Genomic DNA, 16,365 nt, shown 5'->3' with positions numbered 1-16,365 from the left:
TAACTTCTTTGAAGGCTAAAGCCGTTCGTAATTATCAATTCCACCACCCACCCCACCCTCAAAAACAAGTCATTGTCAGATATTTATCAAAGCTTATCTAATATTCTTAAAATATTTTATTCTCGATACTATAAAGCTTATATTTGCAGTCTCAAATAAACTGTAATAAATGAGCGCATTTTCAAAACGACACATAGGTCCTTCACAGGATGAGAAATCGGCGATGTTAGCTGAAATCGGAGTAAATTCTATAGACGAATTAATGGAACTTACCGTTCCTAAAGATATTCGTTTAAAGAATGAATTAAACATTGATACTGCCCTAACGGAAAAGCAGTATTTAGATCATATTGGTGATTTAGCAGTAAAAAACAAAGTATTCAAGTCTTATATTGGATTAGGATATAGTGAAACAAATGTTCCACCAGTTATTCAGCGTAACGTATTGGAGAATCCAGGATGGTATACTGCATATACACCTTATCAAGCGGAAATCGCTCAAGGAAGATTGGAAGCATTGTTGAACTTCCAAACCATGATCATTGATTTGACAGGTTTAGAAATTGCTAACGCTTCTTTACTGGACGAATCAACTGCAGCAGCAGAAGCAATGATTATGTTCTATAATGCTAGAGCAAGAGCTGATGTGAAAGCAGGTAAAAACAAGTTCTTCGTTTCTGAATTTGCATATCCACAAACCATTGATGTCATTAAAGGTAGAGCAAAGCACTTAGGAATCGAATTGATTTTTGGTGACCCAACCAACTTTGACTTGACAGACGATAAGATTTTTGGAGCATTGGTTCAATATCCAGATGTTTACGGTCGGGTAAAAGACCTCAGAGGATTCGTTGAGAAATTGTCAAAAAATGATGTGAAAGTTGCTGTTGCAGCAGATATTATGTCATTGGTTTTATTGGAAGCTCCAGGAAAAATGGGAGTTGATGTCGTTTGTGGTTCAACACAGCGATTTGGTGTACCAATGGGATACGGAGGACCACACGCAGCTTACTTTGCAACACGTGAAGAATATAAAAGACATATTCCAGGTAGAATTATCGGGGTATCAAAAGATGCTGATGGTAATGTAGCCTACAGAATGGCGCTTCAAACTCGAGAGCAACACATTAAAAGAGATAGAGCAACATCAAATATTTGTACAGCTCAGGCTTTATTGGCGGTTATGGCTGGAATGTATGCGGTTTACCACGGTCCAAATGGATTAAGAGCAATTGCACAGAACATTCACAACCAAACGGCAACAATTCATAAATCAATTGAAAAGGCAGGTTATAAAATTTTACACAATGACTATTTCGATACAATTTGGGTAGAAACTCCAGCTGGATTGACTTGTGAAAAGCTAAAAACAATAGCTGAAGAGCACCACATTAACTTGCGTTATGTGAATGAGAATCAATTTACAATCAGCGTTGGTGAAAGAACCAATGATGCGGAAGTAAAAGGATTAGTTGCTGTACTTGAATTGGCTGCAAATGTAAAAAGTACAGAGGTTGAATTCACAACTTCATTGGTAAACCAAGATTTAGCTCGTAAAACGGAGATTTTAACGCACGAAGTGTTCAACACTTATCATTCTGAAACAAAGATGATGCGTTACATGAAATGGTTAGAAAACAAAGATCTGTCATTGGTTCATTCGATGATTGCTTTGGGTTCATGTACAATGAAATTAAACGCTGCGGCTCAATTGATGCCGATTACATGGCCAGAGTTTTCAAATATTCATCCTTTTGCTCCGGTGAATCAAGCAGCTGGATACCATGAAATGCTAAGACAATTAGAAAAAGACCTTTGTGAAATCACAGGGTTCCATGCCATGTCTATGCAACCCAACTCAGGTGCGCAAGGAGAATATGCTGGATTAATGGTCATTAAAGCATACCACGAATCAAACGGTGAGGGAGATAGAAATATATGTTTAATTCCTTCATCAGCACACGGAACCAACCCTGCTTCAGCAGTAATGGCTGGATTTAAAGTGGTGGTTACAAAATGTGACGACGCTGGAAATATTGATATTGAGGATTTAAGAAAAAATGCTGAAAAATACAGTGAGAAGTTAGGTGCAGTAATGATTACTTATCCTTCAACGCATGGAGTATTCGAAGCAGGAATTAAAGAAATTACTCAGATTATTCATGATCACGGTGGACAAGTTTACATGGATGGAGCAAACATGAACGCACAGGTTGGATTAACAAATCCAGGAAATATCGGTGCAGATGTTTGTCACTTGAACTTGCATAAAACATTTGCAATTCCTCACGGAGGTGGTGGACCAGGAATGGGACCAATTGGTGTTGCAAAGCACTTGGCTCCTTTTATACCAGGAAACGCACTTGTTGAAAATGTTGGAGGTGAAAAGGCGATTCACGGTATTTCTGCAGCTCCTTATGGTAGCGCATTAATTCTTTTGATTTCCTACGGATACATTAAGATGTTGGGAACAAAAGGCTTGAAACATGCAACAGAAATGGCCATTGTTAATGCCAACTACATCAAGGCACGTTTAAAGAAACATTATCCAATTTTATATTCTGGAGAAAACAATACCGTTGCTCACGAAATGATCCTGGATTGTAGAGAATTTAAACGTTCAGCTAACGTTGAAGTAGCAGACATTGCAAAGCGTTTAATCGATTATGGATTCCATTCTCCAACGGTTTCTTTCCCTGTAGCAGGAACGTTAATGGTTGAACCAACTGAATCGGAAGACAAAGCTGAGTTAGACCGTTTCTGTGAAGCGATGATTAACATTCGAAAAGAAATTCAGTTCATTGAAGAAGGAAAAGCGGATCAAGAAAGTAACCTATTGAAAAATGCACCGCATACCGCTGAGTGTATGATCAATCAAGATTGGAAGTATGACTACACTCCTAAGGAAGCAGCATATCCATTAGACTACTTGGTACGCAACAAATTCTGGGTACCGGTTCGTCGTGTTGATGACGCATACGGAGATAGAAACCTAATGTGTTCATGTCCTGCAATTTCGTCTTATGACATTGAGGAGGAAGAAGCATTAGCTTAAATTATAAATTCACTATGGCAAAGAGGGGTTTTGATCCCTCTTTGCTTTTTTAAATAAACACAATGGACTACGCAGTAGAGATTAAATTCAAAGCATTAGTTGCCGAACTTAATGAAAGGTTTGGCGGAGGATTAGATGTACAATCTATTTTGTTTCTTATCGGTGTTCAAGAACTAGGTAAAGGATATAAAAACTTCAACAAGCGCGAAAAAACTGAACTAATGCACGTGGCAGTCTGTACTGTTTTAGAGCCTTATGGTTTTTATAAAACTATCGGTAGAGATGAGGACAACTGGCCTCACTTTGAATTTTTAAAGGAATTACCTCCTTTAGACGAGCGTCAACAACAACATTTAATGAAAGAAGCAATTTTGGCTTATTTTAAAGCTGAAAACAATGAAAGTCCAGACAATATTGAAATTCCTGAGGTACTCAGGTATTTTGAACAATAATACTTAACCGTGTTTTTTCACGCCTTCCCTTTGGGATGAATTCTTTATATAGTTTAAAAAGGCACTTATTAATGGATGCGGTGCTTCTTTTGTACTACACACTTGGGGTAAACTCATGGAAGCAACACAAAACTGTCGTGATTTCAAACTGATCACCTCAGGTTCATCAAACTGATTGACTCCTTCAACATCAATTACCTCTTCTTTTAACACTTTCAAAATATCGGGATATATTGAATACCGAGAATTGGTTAATTCTAATCGATTTGAATGTTGATAAAGCTTTTTTAAGGACTCTGTTATAGGAATTACTTCTACCTTCTCAAAATGATCTTCCGCGGCTAAATTGTTAGAGATGACTTTCTCTTGACTAGGATTTAAATTGTACATTTTAATCACAACTTCCAAAAAGGTTTTAAAACCAAGACCCGTAATAAGAATTGGTACTTGAGCCTCCAATATTGTCTTCAGCACTTCATTGAGAAAAAAAGCATTTTCATAAGGACCTGGAGCAAGTAGCACCCCATCGAAACCACTGTATTTATTAACTTTCAGACCAGCTGCCTCATGAACACGAATCCAATAATAATTAACCTCCACTTCTAAAAGATGAGCAGCATGTTCTATCGCCAAATTTGTGGCATGATGAGCATTGTACGTAAAGTTAAAGTCTCCTATTATTGCAATTTTCAGGGCTTCCTTCATAGTTCAAAACAAAAATTCAAAGGAAAAGGTATTAAAAAAAAATGGTCATTCCTATAAAGAACGACCATTATCTATATAAATTCGAGTGTTTTATCTTTTGAAATATCCTTCAAAAACAGCGTTTTGAAATACAATTGTATCTGTAGGTGCTGTAATGTCATCAAATAAAGAAACATTAAACGATGCTGTAAACTTCATATAATCTCCGTTTTCATCTGACTCTTGAACCAAAGAAGTAAAAGTAAAATCTTGTGGAAGCGTTGAGTTTTCACTACTCATCCAAACACCCCCTTGACCATCTCTAAAAACAATTTCCACACCTCCATCTGCACCTTCTTTATAATCTGGAGAAACATTGTTGTTGAAATATGCAGTAAATGCATCTAACGAAGGAACAATGCTTGCGTCTGCATTGAAATTTAATTTTCCTAATCCAATTTGGATGAAATCTAATTGTTGCTCCGATTTAATGGACGAGAAATAAATAATTTTAGAAGGTTGAGGCGTTGGCAAAATCTCTTTTGCTTGGGTCGCATCACAATAATATCCATTTACATCTTTGATGATTTCATAGCTCGATCCTTGCAGTGATGCAGTGAATGATGCAGGTAAATCAACTTCTGGTGTAGGAGGAGGAATAACTTCATGTTTGATACAAGAAGTAAACATAAACATCCCTAATATAAACGATAATCCTGTAAATTGTTTCATAATAATATATGTTATATAGCTAATATACGTAAAGATTAAGCAAAAGGTTGTGATATCATACCATTTTCTTTTGTTAAAAAAAGCAATCTATTTAATTTCACTAATAAAAGAAGGTATTTCAAGCTTAAGCTTTTGGGCTGTCTGAAGTACAATTTCTTTCTGATAAGGCAACAATAAGGTCTCTTGATTGATGAAGTCAGTTATTTTACGATTGGATAAAAAATAATTACTTAGATTTTCACCGTATTCGTTTTTTACAACTTCTTTGATTGGTAAAAAGAAGGTTTCCTTAAAGTATTGCTGGCGCTTTCGACGCTGACCTGCAGCTTGCCTTTCATCTGACGACAATGGAGGAATACTGGATTGACCCATGGTAATTCTATTCTCAGAGATTTCCTTATCTGCTTCATCTAAAAGTGATGCGATCTTACTTTGAACTTCATCCGATTTGAATTTTGGGTGAATCCCTTTCAAACTTTTCCATTGCTCAACTTTCTTAGGGGCAGTAGAAAGTTCGAAAATTACCTTTTTATCCAATACCTTATAGGTCGGACGATTCAATAATTCAGCAAGAGTTTCTCGGTAATCCATCAATTTTGTAAATCGAATCCATTCACGCATGGACAATAACTTTTGGTCCTTCTTAGTCAAGTATTCAGCAACAGAACCATTTGACCAATCATAATTTTCAAATGCTTCCATCTCTTGTGCTAACCATGAAGTCTTACCCTCAGCTTCAATTCTTTTCTTTAACTCTTCACTTAGTGCTGGAAGATAGAGCACATCTTCTGCTGCATAATGATTTTGCTTTTCAGTTAAAGGACGTTGAAACCAGTTGCTCTTTTGTTGGCTTGATTTTTCAGTGATATAACGATCATCTTCCAATATCACAGCCAAGGTATTGTTTAAAGAAAGTGTATCATAGTTCAATAACCTAGTGGCTACTGCAAGGTCCAAAATATTATTGGGTTTTGCACCCAAATGATGAAGTAATCGCATGTCTTCATTGAAGGCAAAACATACAATCTGAATGTCTTTATTTTCCAGAACAGGAAAAATAAGCTCAATCTCTATTTCTGTTAAGGGGTCAATTAAATAACAAATCTCCCCATCAAAAATTTGCATTAAGCAAAGATTAAAACCATATCTAAAATGGTTTTTATCGAATTCCAGGTCAATATATATTTCTTTTTTTGTAGACAAGATGGAAATGGCCTTCTCAAAGCTTTCTTTATGGTCTATATATTGAATGTTCGGCTTCATCAATGATCTCTTGACATCAGGTATTTTGCTAATCCTAGCAATTCTTTTTTATTTTCTTCTGGAACGTTAATTCGATTCATTTTTTCGAGTGCATTTTGATAAAACAACTCTTTTTGCGCTTCTGCCACTTCTTTAATTCCCAATTGATCAAAAATTGCAGTTACTTTCTGAACTTTATCTTCTTCATTGCCTTCAAGTAATTGTTGGTCAAGGGCCTTTTTAGTCTCCTCATCTGCAAGCTCATAAGCTTTAAGCAACATAAAAGTTTTTTTATTCGAAAGAATGTCACCTCCTACTTGTTTTCCAAATTTCTTTGGGTCGGCATATACATCTAAAATATCATCATGCATTTGAAAAGCCAATCCGATATTCACACCAAAATCATAAATATTTTGAATGTCATCTCGACTGTCAACACCAGCAACGATTGCTCCCATTTCTAAGGCCGCACCGAGTAAAACAGATGTTTTCAAACGGATCATCTCAATATAAGCGTCAATAGTAACGGTTGATAAAGATTCGAAATCCATATCCATCTGTTGACCTTCACAAACCTCTCTGGCTGTTCTTGAGAAAACAGCTAGTAATGGAGCCAATACAGCAGGTTCATGCTGAGCTAAAAGTGCATAAGCTTCTACAAAAAGAACATCTCCTGATAATATAGCAATGTCTTTGTTCCATTTTTCATGAACAGTTTGTTGCCCTCTTCTCAGTGGCGCATCATCCATAATATCGTCATGGATCAAAGTAAAGTTGTGAAATAGCTCAACCGCCATTGCAGCGTTTACCGCTTTAATTCCAGGTTGACCAAATAAACTACAGGCCAGCATCGTTAGTGAAGGTCGTGTTCGTTTTCCGCCTAAGGTCAAAAAGTAGCGTAACGGGTCGTAAAGATTTTTTGGACTTTCAGGAAGGGTTAACTTCTGAATCCTTTCTTCCAATATATTTTGATATGCTTGTATTTGCTGCATTAATATTTCAATTAAATCCTAAGTATTACGCTTTTATTCTTGCCCCCTAACGTGATGAGGATCACTTGGGTCGTAATCAATCCTTGTTCTTGGGTCTACTTCAAGATCCGACAATTCAATGTCAATTTCTTCATCATATATGTTGATGAAAGGCTCACGGAAAGCCTTTGTTGCAATACGATTTTCTAAGGTCAACAACAGTGAAGGGAGCACAGTTAAGTTGGTAAGCATCGCCACCAACATTGTTAAAGAAACCAATAAACCTAGCGCTTTTGTTCCTCCGAATTGGGAGAAAGCAAACATTGAGAATCCAAAAAACAAGACAATCGAAGTATAGAACATACTTAAACCTGTTTCATATAAAGCATTGATCACACATGCTCGTTGGTCATAGCTTCTAACTTTAAGTTCTTGACGGTATTTGGCCAAGAAGTGAATGGTGTCATCGACAGATATACCAAAGGCAATACTAAACACTAGAATTGTGGATGGCTTAACAGGAATAGCAAAGAGTCCCATAATTCCAGCAGTAATAATCAAAGGAATAAAGTTAGGTACCAAGGAGATAATCACCATTCGCCAAGAACGGAATAAGAAAGCCATTAATATGGCAATAATAAATACCGCAATGGTTAAACTAGTCAATAGATTTTTGATGAGATATTGCGTTCCTTCAGCTGCAACAACAGAAGTACCTGTAACTAAATACTCTAATTTCTCATCATCAATTGCTTTTTCTAGCGCTGCTCTAAACTCAGACTTTTCATAGTAAGAAGAAAGTAAAGCAGGGTCTAAATCAAATTGAAATAACAACGAATCGTTTCCATCGGCAATGTTATAACTGGTGTTGTTTCTATAGGCATTTGACAAAGCAAAAATAGAGTCAGCATAAGTGTATTTTCCATTTGTATATTCCTCAAAATAAGTCATCGCTTTTGCGTGGTGTGGATTCAAAATGGTATCCATCATTGCAGAGACTTTCTTTATTTTCTCATCAATTTCATAAGAACCTAAATCGAGTACTTGCATTCTCACACGGTAAGTTGTATTGGTGGTATCTATCAATTCTTTAAGTGAAAGTCCAACTGCAGAAACAGGGAACATTTTTTCTGAAACAGCCAACACTTCTTTGCTCACTTCATTTTCTGCCAAGAAATTTGAAATTTGAGTTTCATTTGGAAGAGTAGGCAGGGAAATAGAGTCTAAACTATCTGCTACCGGTTCGAACTGCATGATGCGTTTGGCCAATTTTGGGTTGTCTAACATGATTGAATCGGCATAGTTCAAATTCCCTTTCCTCAAAGAATCTTGGAATCCATAAACACGCTGTGTTTTCTCTATATCGCTTTGGAAATTCTCAACATATCCTTTCAAACGCAACATGTCTCTACGTTCAATCAACTTGTACATCTCAGGATTATTGCCATAATATGCCATGTTGATTAACTTCATAAAGTTCACCAATGAAATAGATTTACTAAACTCGCTATCTTTCTCTATTTCATTTTGAATGGCCTCCACTTTTTGTAGCGTTGCTCGATCAAATTTACGGGCATCTTTTTTATAATTGATCAAGATTTCAAAAGGAATGGCTCCTTTAAAATTTTCTTCTATAAAATGAATGTCTTGTAAAATCGGGTCAGATTCGGGTAAATCACTTGTTAAATTACCAGTGGCTTCCATTTTAGTGGCTCCAAAAATTGCTATTGCAACAACTCCAATAGTTACAGCGTAAATGATTTTTCTATGCGTTGTAGTAATGTATACAAGCTTGTTTACAATGGTTACCGAAAACTTCTTTTCTAAATGTTTTAGGTGTCGTGGTTTTGGATGTTTGGTTAAAGAAAATAAAATAGGGATAATACAAATCGAAAGAATAAATACAAACATTATATTCAATGAAGCAGTCGTTCCGAACTCTACCAGTTTTTCTGAGTTTGTAAACATAAATGTTGAAAATCCTAAGGCAGTCGTTAAATTCGTTAGAAAAGTAGCGTTTCCTACTTTTGCAATAACACGAGAAATGGCCTTAATTTTATTTCCATGATCTTTGACCTCCTGATGAAATTTATTGAGTAGGAATATACAATTGGGAATTCCAATAACAATCATAAGGGGCGGAATCAACGCCATAAGAATAGACAGTTTAAAGCCCATCAATCCAATACTACCCAAAGACCAAATTACAGCGGTAAAAACGACCAGATTACAGAATAATACTACCCTGAAAGAACGGAAGAATATATAAAGCAAAAGAGAAGTTACAAATATGGCAAGTCCTATGAAAATATACATTTCACTCACGACTCTTTTCCCCATCACTACACGAATGTGCGGAAGACCAGCGAAGTGCATTTTACCAAATACATGTTCATATCCTAGTGCAATAGCTTCTGCGTCTAAAACAACATCTGATTTATTTTGATCACTTAAGAAAGCTTCGTCGATACTAATCATCATCAAAGAAACATTCGTTGAGTCATTGTACAAGACACCGTCATACAAAGGGATTCTTCGGATCTCTTGACGTATTTCCTCGATGGATTTCTCTTGGAATTCCTCGTCAATAAACACAGGATTTGCTTCAAACTTACCTTCTTCTGTATTGTTATTTATGGTAAATAAATCAGCTTCTGACAAAACAGAATTTACACCATCCAACTTGGCGATAGAATCACCGAGTTGTTTCCACATTAAAAAGTTTTCTTCTGTATAAAGTTTGTCGGTTTTTATAGCTAATACCAAGGCACCGCCATCTTCACCAAACATCTCCTTAAGCTGTAAATAATCATCCTGAGCAGGTGATTTTTTTGGAAGCATGTTACCATACTTGTTATCCATTTCTAAACTCGTAAAAGCGAAATAGCCAAAAAATATAGTCAAGCCAGCTATTATTGAAATAATAACTATCCTGTTTCTCAAAATGAGTTGGGAAAGTTTAAACCACATGAAGCTAATTTATAATTAAACAAACAAAGTTAAAACAAAATGATAGAAGTCAATAAAATTGAAACTTATTTAAACAAATTCGATTCTATTAAGATGGTTTCTTACATTTCTTACATACACCTTTAGCTTGTATTTCTTGCTCTTCGACAATAAATCCTGGAATTTTTACCTGAGGAAGCTCATCGCTTTCAACACAGTAAACCTCATCACACATACGACACTGAAAATGAATGTGGTTATGCTCATGTAAACCTTCTTCATGGTCACAAACCCTATCACACAAGGCCAATTTTCTAATGTCTCCCGGCATTACAATTTCATGAATGACACCTTTATTTGTAAAAGACTTTATTGTTCTGTACAAAGTTATACGATCAAACTCAACTAGCGCTTCTTCAATATCTTGTATCGAAATTGCATGCTCATTTTCTAGAAAGATCTCCAACACTTCTTTACGAAAAGGAGTGACGCGTAAATTTTTATCTCGTAAAATATCCATTTCTGTAGATGCAATATTGTTGCATTTAGTTATATTTGCATTCAAATTCAAACCAATGCAAGCAAAAGTAGCGATTTTAATTTACTTAATGCTCTCTTTTAGTCTCTCAGCACAAGAGATTAAAGGGAAGGTCATTGACACAGACACAAAACAGCCTGTTCCCTACGCCAAAGTAGGGTTCCCTAGTATTAATGTATTTACTGATGCGGATAGCCTTGGCGGATTTAAATTTAAATACTTGCCACAATCACACTTAAAAATAAAAGTCAGTGCGTTTGACTATAAAGCATTGGTTAAAGATATTGATTTAGCCAGCGATGAACTGTTAATTATTGAACTCACTCCTTTACACACTGTATTCGAAGAAGTACAAGTTACAGCCTCAGAAGGAAAGGTACAAAGGGAAAACATTACTTCCATTGCTGTTGTTTCAAAAGATGAACTTTTTCAAACTGGCGCCACGACCTTAGGCGAATCCTTAATCCAAATTCCAGGTGTACAATCTTCTTCCGTAGGAATGGGAATTAGCAAACCAATTATTAGGGGCTTATCTGGAATGCGCGTGGTTACCTACAACAACGGATTACGAATTGAAAACCAACAATGGGGAGACGATCATGGGATGGCAGCTTCCGAACTTGGATTAGGTAAAGTTGAAGTAGTGAAAGGTCCCTCTTCTCTGCTTTATGGCGCTGATGCTTTGGGAGGTGTAATTCACTTTTTGGATGAAAAATACATTCGAAAAGATAAGGATGAATTATACATTTCCTCAAAATTTGAATCCAACTCAATGGGAACAACCAACGAAATTGGATACCGTACGCACAAAGGAAAATGGAGGGCCAACATCCACGCCAACTATATCAACCATGCCGATTTTCAATTACCTGATGGAAATTTCATCAAAAATTCCAGATTCTGGTCTACCAATTTCAAATCAAGTATAGGCTACCGCCACAAGAATTTTCAATTGAACATTCGCTACCAACTTTCGCACCGACGATTAGGAATTCCAGGACATTCGCACAACGCTCAACCCGATGTGCTTGACTTTATTTCCAATAAAAGACAAAGAAAAGGCACACTTCCCGCACAATATAATTTTGACCATTTTTTATTGATTGAAAACACGATATTCTTCAACCGCTCCAACCTTCTGTTAGAAATTGGAAATACCAACAGCGACTTAAAAGAATTTGATGAAAAGGTGACCTTGCCATTCACCCATTTGAACGTCAACAATACAAGCTATAATTTCCGTTATTCCTACAAGCTTTTAGAAAATATGAGTTTAAAAACTGGAGTGCAAGGAATGGCGAAAATAAACAGGAATAGATTCCCTAGTTCTTCCTTACTTATTCCAGATGCCAATACCCTCGACAATGGTGTTTATGCCTTGATGGATTATGAATACAAAAAATGGAGATTTCAAGGAGGTTTAAGGTATGATATCCGTTTTTTAAACGTTTTAAGTGCGGCTGATTTGGACAGCTCTTTAGTAAACAACATCAACACTGACGGGCTTAAACGCAATTTCCAAGGAATTAATTATTCTGCAGGCTTTGTGCGTAACGCAAAACTCACTTCTGTTCGTTTTAACGCCTCGAGTGGATACCGTGCTCCTCATTTAGCTGAGCTTCAGGCAGACGGATTTCACCATGGTTCGTTGCGCTACGAAAAAGGAAGTCAAACTTTAAAAGCAGAACATGCCATTCAATTTGATGCGGCTTTAGAACTTCACTTTGATCATTTAGAATTAATTATTAATCCTTATTACAATCGCATTAGTGATTTCATTTACTTGGTTCAAACAGATGAGTTCGAAGGGAGTTTTCCAGTCTATGAATACAAGCAAACTGATCTTGCCCATTTATTTGGTGGTGAAGTAGGTTTCCATTATCACCCTCACAGTATACACCGCCTACACATCAATTCAAACTTTTCTGTAACTATAGCGGAAACCAATAATGGTGATCCTATTGGTTTAATGCCTCAACCCAATGTCAACACATCGATAAGGTTTGACATTAACAACAATCACAAGATAAGTTTTAAACATGTTGTTTTAGAGCACATATATCACCTTCCTCAAAACAGGGTTGGACCGAACGAAACTTTTTCTGTCGATTACCATTTAGTGAACTTAGCAACACAATTTACTATAGGTGATTTAAAACGCTTATCTGCATCAACGGGAATAAGAAATTTACTCAACACTCAATATCAAGGGCATTTATCTTCATTGAAGAACCTAGGTTTATCGCAACCAGGAATAAATGTCTTTTTCAGTCTGAAATATCAAATCAAATAAATTATGAAAAATAAATTTTTATTAAGCGGATTAATCATTGCTGGATTATCCTTAACCTCTTGTAAGAAATGTGCTGAGTGTCATTATGATGCTCCAAACGGAATTGTTGAAATTGGTGAGTACTGTGGTGACGACCTAGAAGACATAGAGCAGTCCGGTTATACCAAAGATGGAGTAAATTACGAAGTGCACTGCCACGACCATTAGTTTTAATCATTAAAGACCATGATATAAAAGATCTCTCCATCACAAAAGTCAAAGGTTTATAACTATGATTGAGATGATGGTCATTTATGATCGAGGTTGGAAGAAGTGGAAATGTTTCTCCTCTTTCTTCCAATCTTTTCCTCTTTTTACTTTACTTCCACTACAGGAAGGGGCAATAAATTACAACACATCGAATTAGAGTTTCTAAGTTCCTATCCTTATCTTTGCGCAAAAATATTGTGCACATGTTAGTTGGATTTAAAAATACTTTCTGTTCGAACTTAGCTTTGCTATTGCTTTTCGTAATTGGTTTTGGATTAAGCTCTTCAACCTTAAGTGCACAAGCCAACCTCTTCAATCACTTTTCTGACGTTGAATTGCGAATCGACACGAACATTTATAAATACACTACAGATCGTATATATGTAGAAAATGAATGGAAAATTTCATTTGAATATCAAGAAAGTAATCCAATTGTTGAATTTCGTTTGTATCCTAAATTAAAAAATGGTGAAGTTACACCGCTCGGCCTAGAGGCAGCTAACGGTTATAAAATACTTGACTCTTTGAACCTCAGAATAGATGGATATTACCATTGTAAAGTTCAGTTTCAGGATTTATCAAATGCTTCTTTTCTCAACCTTAACATCGTTCAAGAAGAACAAGTTATTCCAATAGCACTTTTTCCATACACACATACCTATGCTACAATTTACCCTGGAGAAGGAGATTTATACATTGGTGACGAAAAAACATTCGAATTGGTGACCAACAATCCTGACAATATCATTATTGACCCATTATGGAAACAAAGAGATGGCTATGAGTATAGAATACATAGTCATAACAATAAGATTTGGCTGTCTTTTATTCCCACCAACACAGGAAATTTAGAAATTGATTTTACCATTGATTTATACCGTCCAAACATTGTAAACAGAAGACCAAAATACAAACTAGATAAACAGAGCTTTACTTTTAATGTCAGGGGATCTCGTTTGAAGTTTTTAACTTTTGAAAACAAGGAGGTAATCTGGGAAACGAAAAACCCAAAAGGGGTTGAATTACAAATAGACAACCACCGCTTATTGGCCATCAATAAAACCTATCGTATTGAAGCGACAGATGAAGCGGGAGGTCCATTAATTGCAGAGTTATTTACCATTCGAAGACTAAGTAATGACAAGGTGCTTTGTATGTTTAGACCTTATAATTATCATAAAATTTCATCTGGTTATCTTTACATTAAAGACGGAGATGTAGCCAAGTTCATTACCAACATCAACATAGTTCCTGAACCGAAAATTAATGAAGTGAGTATCCTAAGACAAGGTGGAAGTTGGGTGAAATCTAAACAAATTTACCCTGGAGAAACAGTAGAAATACGATTAGAAGGAGAAGGTTTAAGCAGGACAAATTTCCAGTTTGAAGACTTAGTAGACATTTCAACAGACAGCCTCATTAAAAACGAAACTGTTTCTCACTTTGTGCTTAAGGTTCCGATCGACATTAGGAAAAAGAGCATCAATATTTACTCTGGAAATGTAAAGACAGGTGTGATGCTTGACATTATAGAATTCCAGCGACCAAAAGAATTGGATTTCGTAATTGTTGAATATGGTGGAACACCAGTCGTTGCCAAAGAGGCTAGTCAACCGATTTTACATGAGAAAACCATTGGTGATGTGAATGTACAGTTCGACAATTTATTCATCGACGATGCATTTGAGTTGTATGGGAAACAATTTTTAGAAATTGAAATTCGCATTACAGACAGCAGAAACAAATTGGTTGAAAAACAAATCATTGATGATATTGTCGTGTGTCCAGGCTCAAGTTCTCCACGAAGCTTTTCATATACAAGTGCTACAGGTTGTATGAATGAACCAATATCGGTAAATGACTATTTATCAAATAAAACGCATAGTTTGGAAGATTGGGCAAAAATCGAATTGATCATTAAGCACCGTAAAAATGTTTATGGTGGTCAAGGATATACCAGTCGGGTGGAAATCATAAAAGCCCGATACGTAACATTTGATGTCGATTTATCCATCCCCGCAGGTTTAATTATCAAAAAGGTAGGAGAGCCAGGTTTCCCGGGATTAAGCGGAATATCACTTTCTATGCTTGCTCAATTTTCTTTCTATCAGAGAGGAGAAATTCAAAAACTACGTCCATTTAAAGTTGGTGCAGGATTCTTAGCGAAGAATGCTTTCAACTTTAATCCTGATGCGGAAAGAGACTTAGGTATTGTATTGTTGGGTTCTGTTTATCCCACCAAGAAGAACCGTAGATTTTCATTTCCTTTGTATGTCGGAATGGGGTACTTTTTAAATGAATCAAAATTCTTCTTCTTAATTGGTCCAGGAGTCAGTATTAATTTCTAATTGAAACTGTAACCCCTAACACAATTGGGAATCAAAAATCGAGGGCATTCTAGCTACAAATAATTGCTTGTACTTCAATCGTTATTTAGAGAACTTGTACTTAATAATACAATAGATTGCCCTAAACCCATCTTTCCATCCAATTTTTTTCCCTTCTTCATAGGTTCTACCGTAGTATGAAATACCTACTTCATAGATTTTAACTTTAGGAACCCTAGCAAGTTTGGCTGTAATTTCTGGTTCTATACCAAAACGATTTTCTTTAATGGTGATTTTTTTTGCAATAGATGTACGGATCAACTTATAACAGGTTTCCATGTCTGTTAAATTCAGATTTGTCATCATGTTTGATAAACGCGTTAAAAACTTATTCCCAATTGAATGCCAAAAGAACAAGATTCTGTGGGGGTGATGACCGACAAAACGAGAACCATAAACGGCATCTGCATCATCCATAAACACGGGTTTTAATAGCAAGTTATACTCATTTGGGTCATATTCTAAATCAGCATCTTGAATAATCATATAATCGCCTGTGCATTCTTGAATAGCGCGATTAATGGCAGCACCTTTACCTCTATTTCTATCTTGTGAAAACAATTGAATGCTAAAGTCAGGATTGTTTTTCATATATTCTTCAATCTTAAGCACAGTATCATCGCTTGAGCAGTCATTGACAATAATCACTTCTTTTTCGATGTCATTTACTAATTTAACATCCTTTACCCTATCTAATATAAGGTGAATTGTTCTTGCTTCGTTGTATGCAGGGATAAGTATAGATAGTTTCTTGATGCTCATTTAAAATTGCGTTAATTTTTAGACGAATATATTGATTTATATAAATAGAGG

12 protein-coding genes are annotated in these 16,365 nt (G+C 36.0%); 5 read left to right on the top strand and 7 right to left on the bottom strand.

The window, feature by feature from the left end:
* Positions 1–169: 169 nt before the first annotated feature.
* Together gcvP and ACN0U3_RS02865 are read left to right on the top strand one after the other, a co-directional pair.
* Complete coding sequence (gcvP, locus tag ACN0U3_RS02870) at positions 170–3,055, top strand: aminomethyl-transferring glycine dehydrogenase (RefSeq protein WP_417265061.1); 2,886 nt, start codon at positions 170–172, stop codon at positions 3,053–3,055.
* Between the two features lie 62 nt (positions 3,056–3,117).
* Complete coding sequence (locus tag ACN0U3_RS02865; protein ID WP_417265060.1) at positions 3,118–3,507, top strand: hypothetical protein; 390 nt, start codon at positions 3,118–3,120, stop codon at positions 3,505–3,507.
* A gap of 3 nt (positions 3,508–3,510) precedes the next feature.
* Here the strand turns inward: ACN0U3_RS02865 and ACN0U3_RS02860 are convergent, their stop codons facing one another.
* The 6 genes from ACN0U3_RS02860 to ACN0U3_RS02835 all read right to left on the bottom strand — a co-directional run bounded on the left by ACN0U3_RS02860 (position 3,511) and on the right by ACN0U3_RS02835 (position 10,605).
* Positions 3,511–4,212, bottom strand: coding sequence for a hypothetical protein (locus tag ACN0U3_RS02860; RefSeq protein WP_299206381.1), 702 nt, complete (start codon positions 4,210–4,212; stop codon positions 3,511–3,513).
* 90 nt (positions 4,213–4,302) lie between these two features.
* Positions 4,303–4,923, bottom strand: a complete 621-nt coding sequence (locus ACN0U3_RS02855) for a hypothetical protein (protein WP_299206380.1) — start codon at positions 4,921–4,923, stop codon at positions 4,303–4,305.
* Positions 4,924–5,010: 87 nt separating this feature from the next.
* Positions 5,011–6,186, bottom strand: coding sequence for a hypothetical protein (locus ACN0U3_RS02850; protein ID WP_417265059.1), 1,176 nt, complete (start codon positions 6,184–6,186; stop codon positions 5,011–5,013).
* Positions 6,186–7,157, bottom strand: coding sequence for a polyprenyl synthetase family protein (locus tag ACN0U3_RS02845; RefSeq protein WP_417265058.1), 972 nt, complete (start codon positions 7,155–7,157; stop codon positions 6,186–6,188). Before ACN0U3_RS02845 ends, ACN0U3_RS02850 begins: the two co-directional genes overlap by 1 nt.
* Positions 7,158–7,190: 33 nt before the next feature.
* Positions 7,191–9,977, bottom strand: a complete 2,787-nt coding sequence (locus tag ACN0U3_RS02840) for an efflux RND transporter permease subunit (RefSeq protein ID WP_417265057.1) — start codon at positions 9,975–9,977, stop codon at positions 7,191–7,193.
* A 217-nt stretch (positions 9,978–10,194) separates the two neighbouring features.
* Positions 10,195–10,605: a Fur family transcriptional regulator gene (locus ACN0U3_RS02835; RefSeq protein ID WP_417265056.1), complete on the bottom strand. Its 411-nt coding sequence runs from the start codon at positions 10,603–10,605 to the stop codon at positions 10,195–10,197.
* 55 nt (positions 10,606–10,660) lie between these two features.
* On the opposite strand from ACN0U3_RS02835, the gene ACN0U3_RS02830 reads away from it, so the two are divergent.
* From ACN0U3_RS02830 to ACN0U3_RS02820, 3 genes are all read left to right on the top strand, one after another.
* On the top strand, positions 10,661–12,916 hold the full coding sequence (locus tag ACN0U3_RS02830; protein WP_417265055.1) for a TonB-dependent receptor: 2,256 nt from the start codon (positions 10,661–10,663) through the stop codon (positions 12,914–12,916).
* 3 nt (positions 12,917–12,919) lie between these two features.
* Positions 12,920–13,123 carry a hypothetical protein gene (locus ACN0U3_RS02825; RefSeq protein WP_299206370.1) on the top strand — a complete coding sequence of 68 codons (204 nt, stop codon included), beginning with the start codon at positions 12,920–12,922 and terminating at the stop codon, positions 13,121–13,123.
* Positions 13,124–13,368: 245 nt separating this feature from the next.
* The gene (locus ACN0U3_RS02820; protein WP_417265054.1) at positions 13,369–15,513 is read left to right on the top strand and encodes a hypothetical protein; all 2,145 of its coding nucleotides are present in this window, start codon (positions 13,369–13,371) and stop codon (positions 15,511–15,513) included.
* Between the two features lie 81 nt (positions 15,514–15,594).
* Here the strand turns inward: ACN0U3_RS02820 and ACN0U3_RS02815 are convergent, their stop codons facing one another.
* The gene (locus tag ACN0U3_RS02815) at positions 15,595–16,314 is read right to left on the bottom strand and encodes a glycosyltransferase family 2 protein (RefSeq protein ID WP_299206366.1); all 720 of its coding nucleotides are present in this window, start codon (positions 16,312–16,314) and stop codon (positions 15,595–15,597) included.
* Positions 16,315–16,365: the final 51 nt, after the last annotated feature.

Origin of the sequence: Brumimicrobium sp. (assembly GCF_048268645.1) — a bacterium.
Classification (GTDB): Bacteria; Bacteroidota; Bacteroidia; order Flavobacteriales_D; family Crocinitomicaceae; genus Brumimicrobium; species Brumimicrobium ulvae.
The sequence above is the reverse complement of the archived record's forward strand: the minus strand, read 5'-3'. Positions and strand labels throughout refer to the sequence as shown.

Bases quoted from the DNA above. Each gene is read 5' to 3' on its own strand.
- ACN0U3_RS02840 (WP_417265057.1), bottom strand. From the start codon at position 9,977: ATGCTTCCAAAAAAATCACCTGCTCAGGATGATTATTTACAGCTTAAG.
- ACN0U3_RS02825 (WP_299206370.1), top strand. From the start codon at position 12,920: ATGAAAAATAAATTTTTATTAAGCGGATTAATCATTGCTGGATTATCC.
- ACN0U3_RS02865 (WP_417265060.1), top strand. From the start codon at position 3,118: ATGGACTACGCAGTAGAGATTAAATTCAAAGCATTAGTTGCCGAACTT.
- ACN0U3_RS02860 (WP_299206381.1), bottom strand. From the start codon at position 4,212: ATGAAGGAAGCCCTGAAAATTGCAATAATAGGAGACTTTAACTTTACG.
- ACN0U3_RS02835 (WP_417265056.1), bottom strand. From the start codon at position 10,605: ATGGATATTTTACGAGATAAAAATTTACGCGTCACTCCTTTTCGTAAA.
- ACN0U3_RS02830 (WP_417265055.1), top strand. From the start codon at position 10,661: ATGCAAGCAAAAGTAGCGATTTTAATTTACTTAATGCTCTCTTTTAGT.
- ACN0U3_RS02855 (WP_299206380.1), bottom strand. From the start codon at position 4,923: ATGAAACAATTTACAGGATTATCGTTTATATTAGGGATGTTTATGTTT.
- ACN0U3_RS02815 (WP_299206366.1), bottom strand. From the start codon at position 16,314: ATGAGCATCAAGAAACTATCTATACTTATCCCTGCATACAACGAAGCA.
- gcvP (WP_417265061.1), top strand. From the start codon at position 170: ATGAGCGCATTTTCAAAACGACACATAGGTCCTTCACAGGATGAGAAA.
- ACN0U3_RS02845 (WP_417265058.1), bottom strand. From the start codon at position 7,157: ATGCAGCAAATACAAGCATATCAAAATATATTGGAAGAAAGGATTCAG.
- ACN0U3_RS02850 (WP_417265059.1), bottom strand. From the start codon at position 6,186: ATGAAGCCGAACATTCAATATATAGACCATAAAGAAAGCTTTGAGAAG.
- ACN0U3_RS02820 (WP_417265054.1), top strand. From the start codon at position 13,369: ATGTTAGTTGGATTTAAAAATACTTTCTGTTCGAACTTAGCTTTGCTA.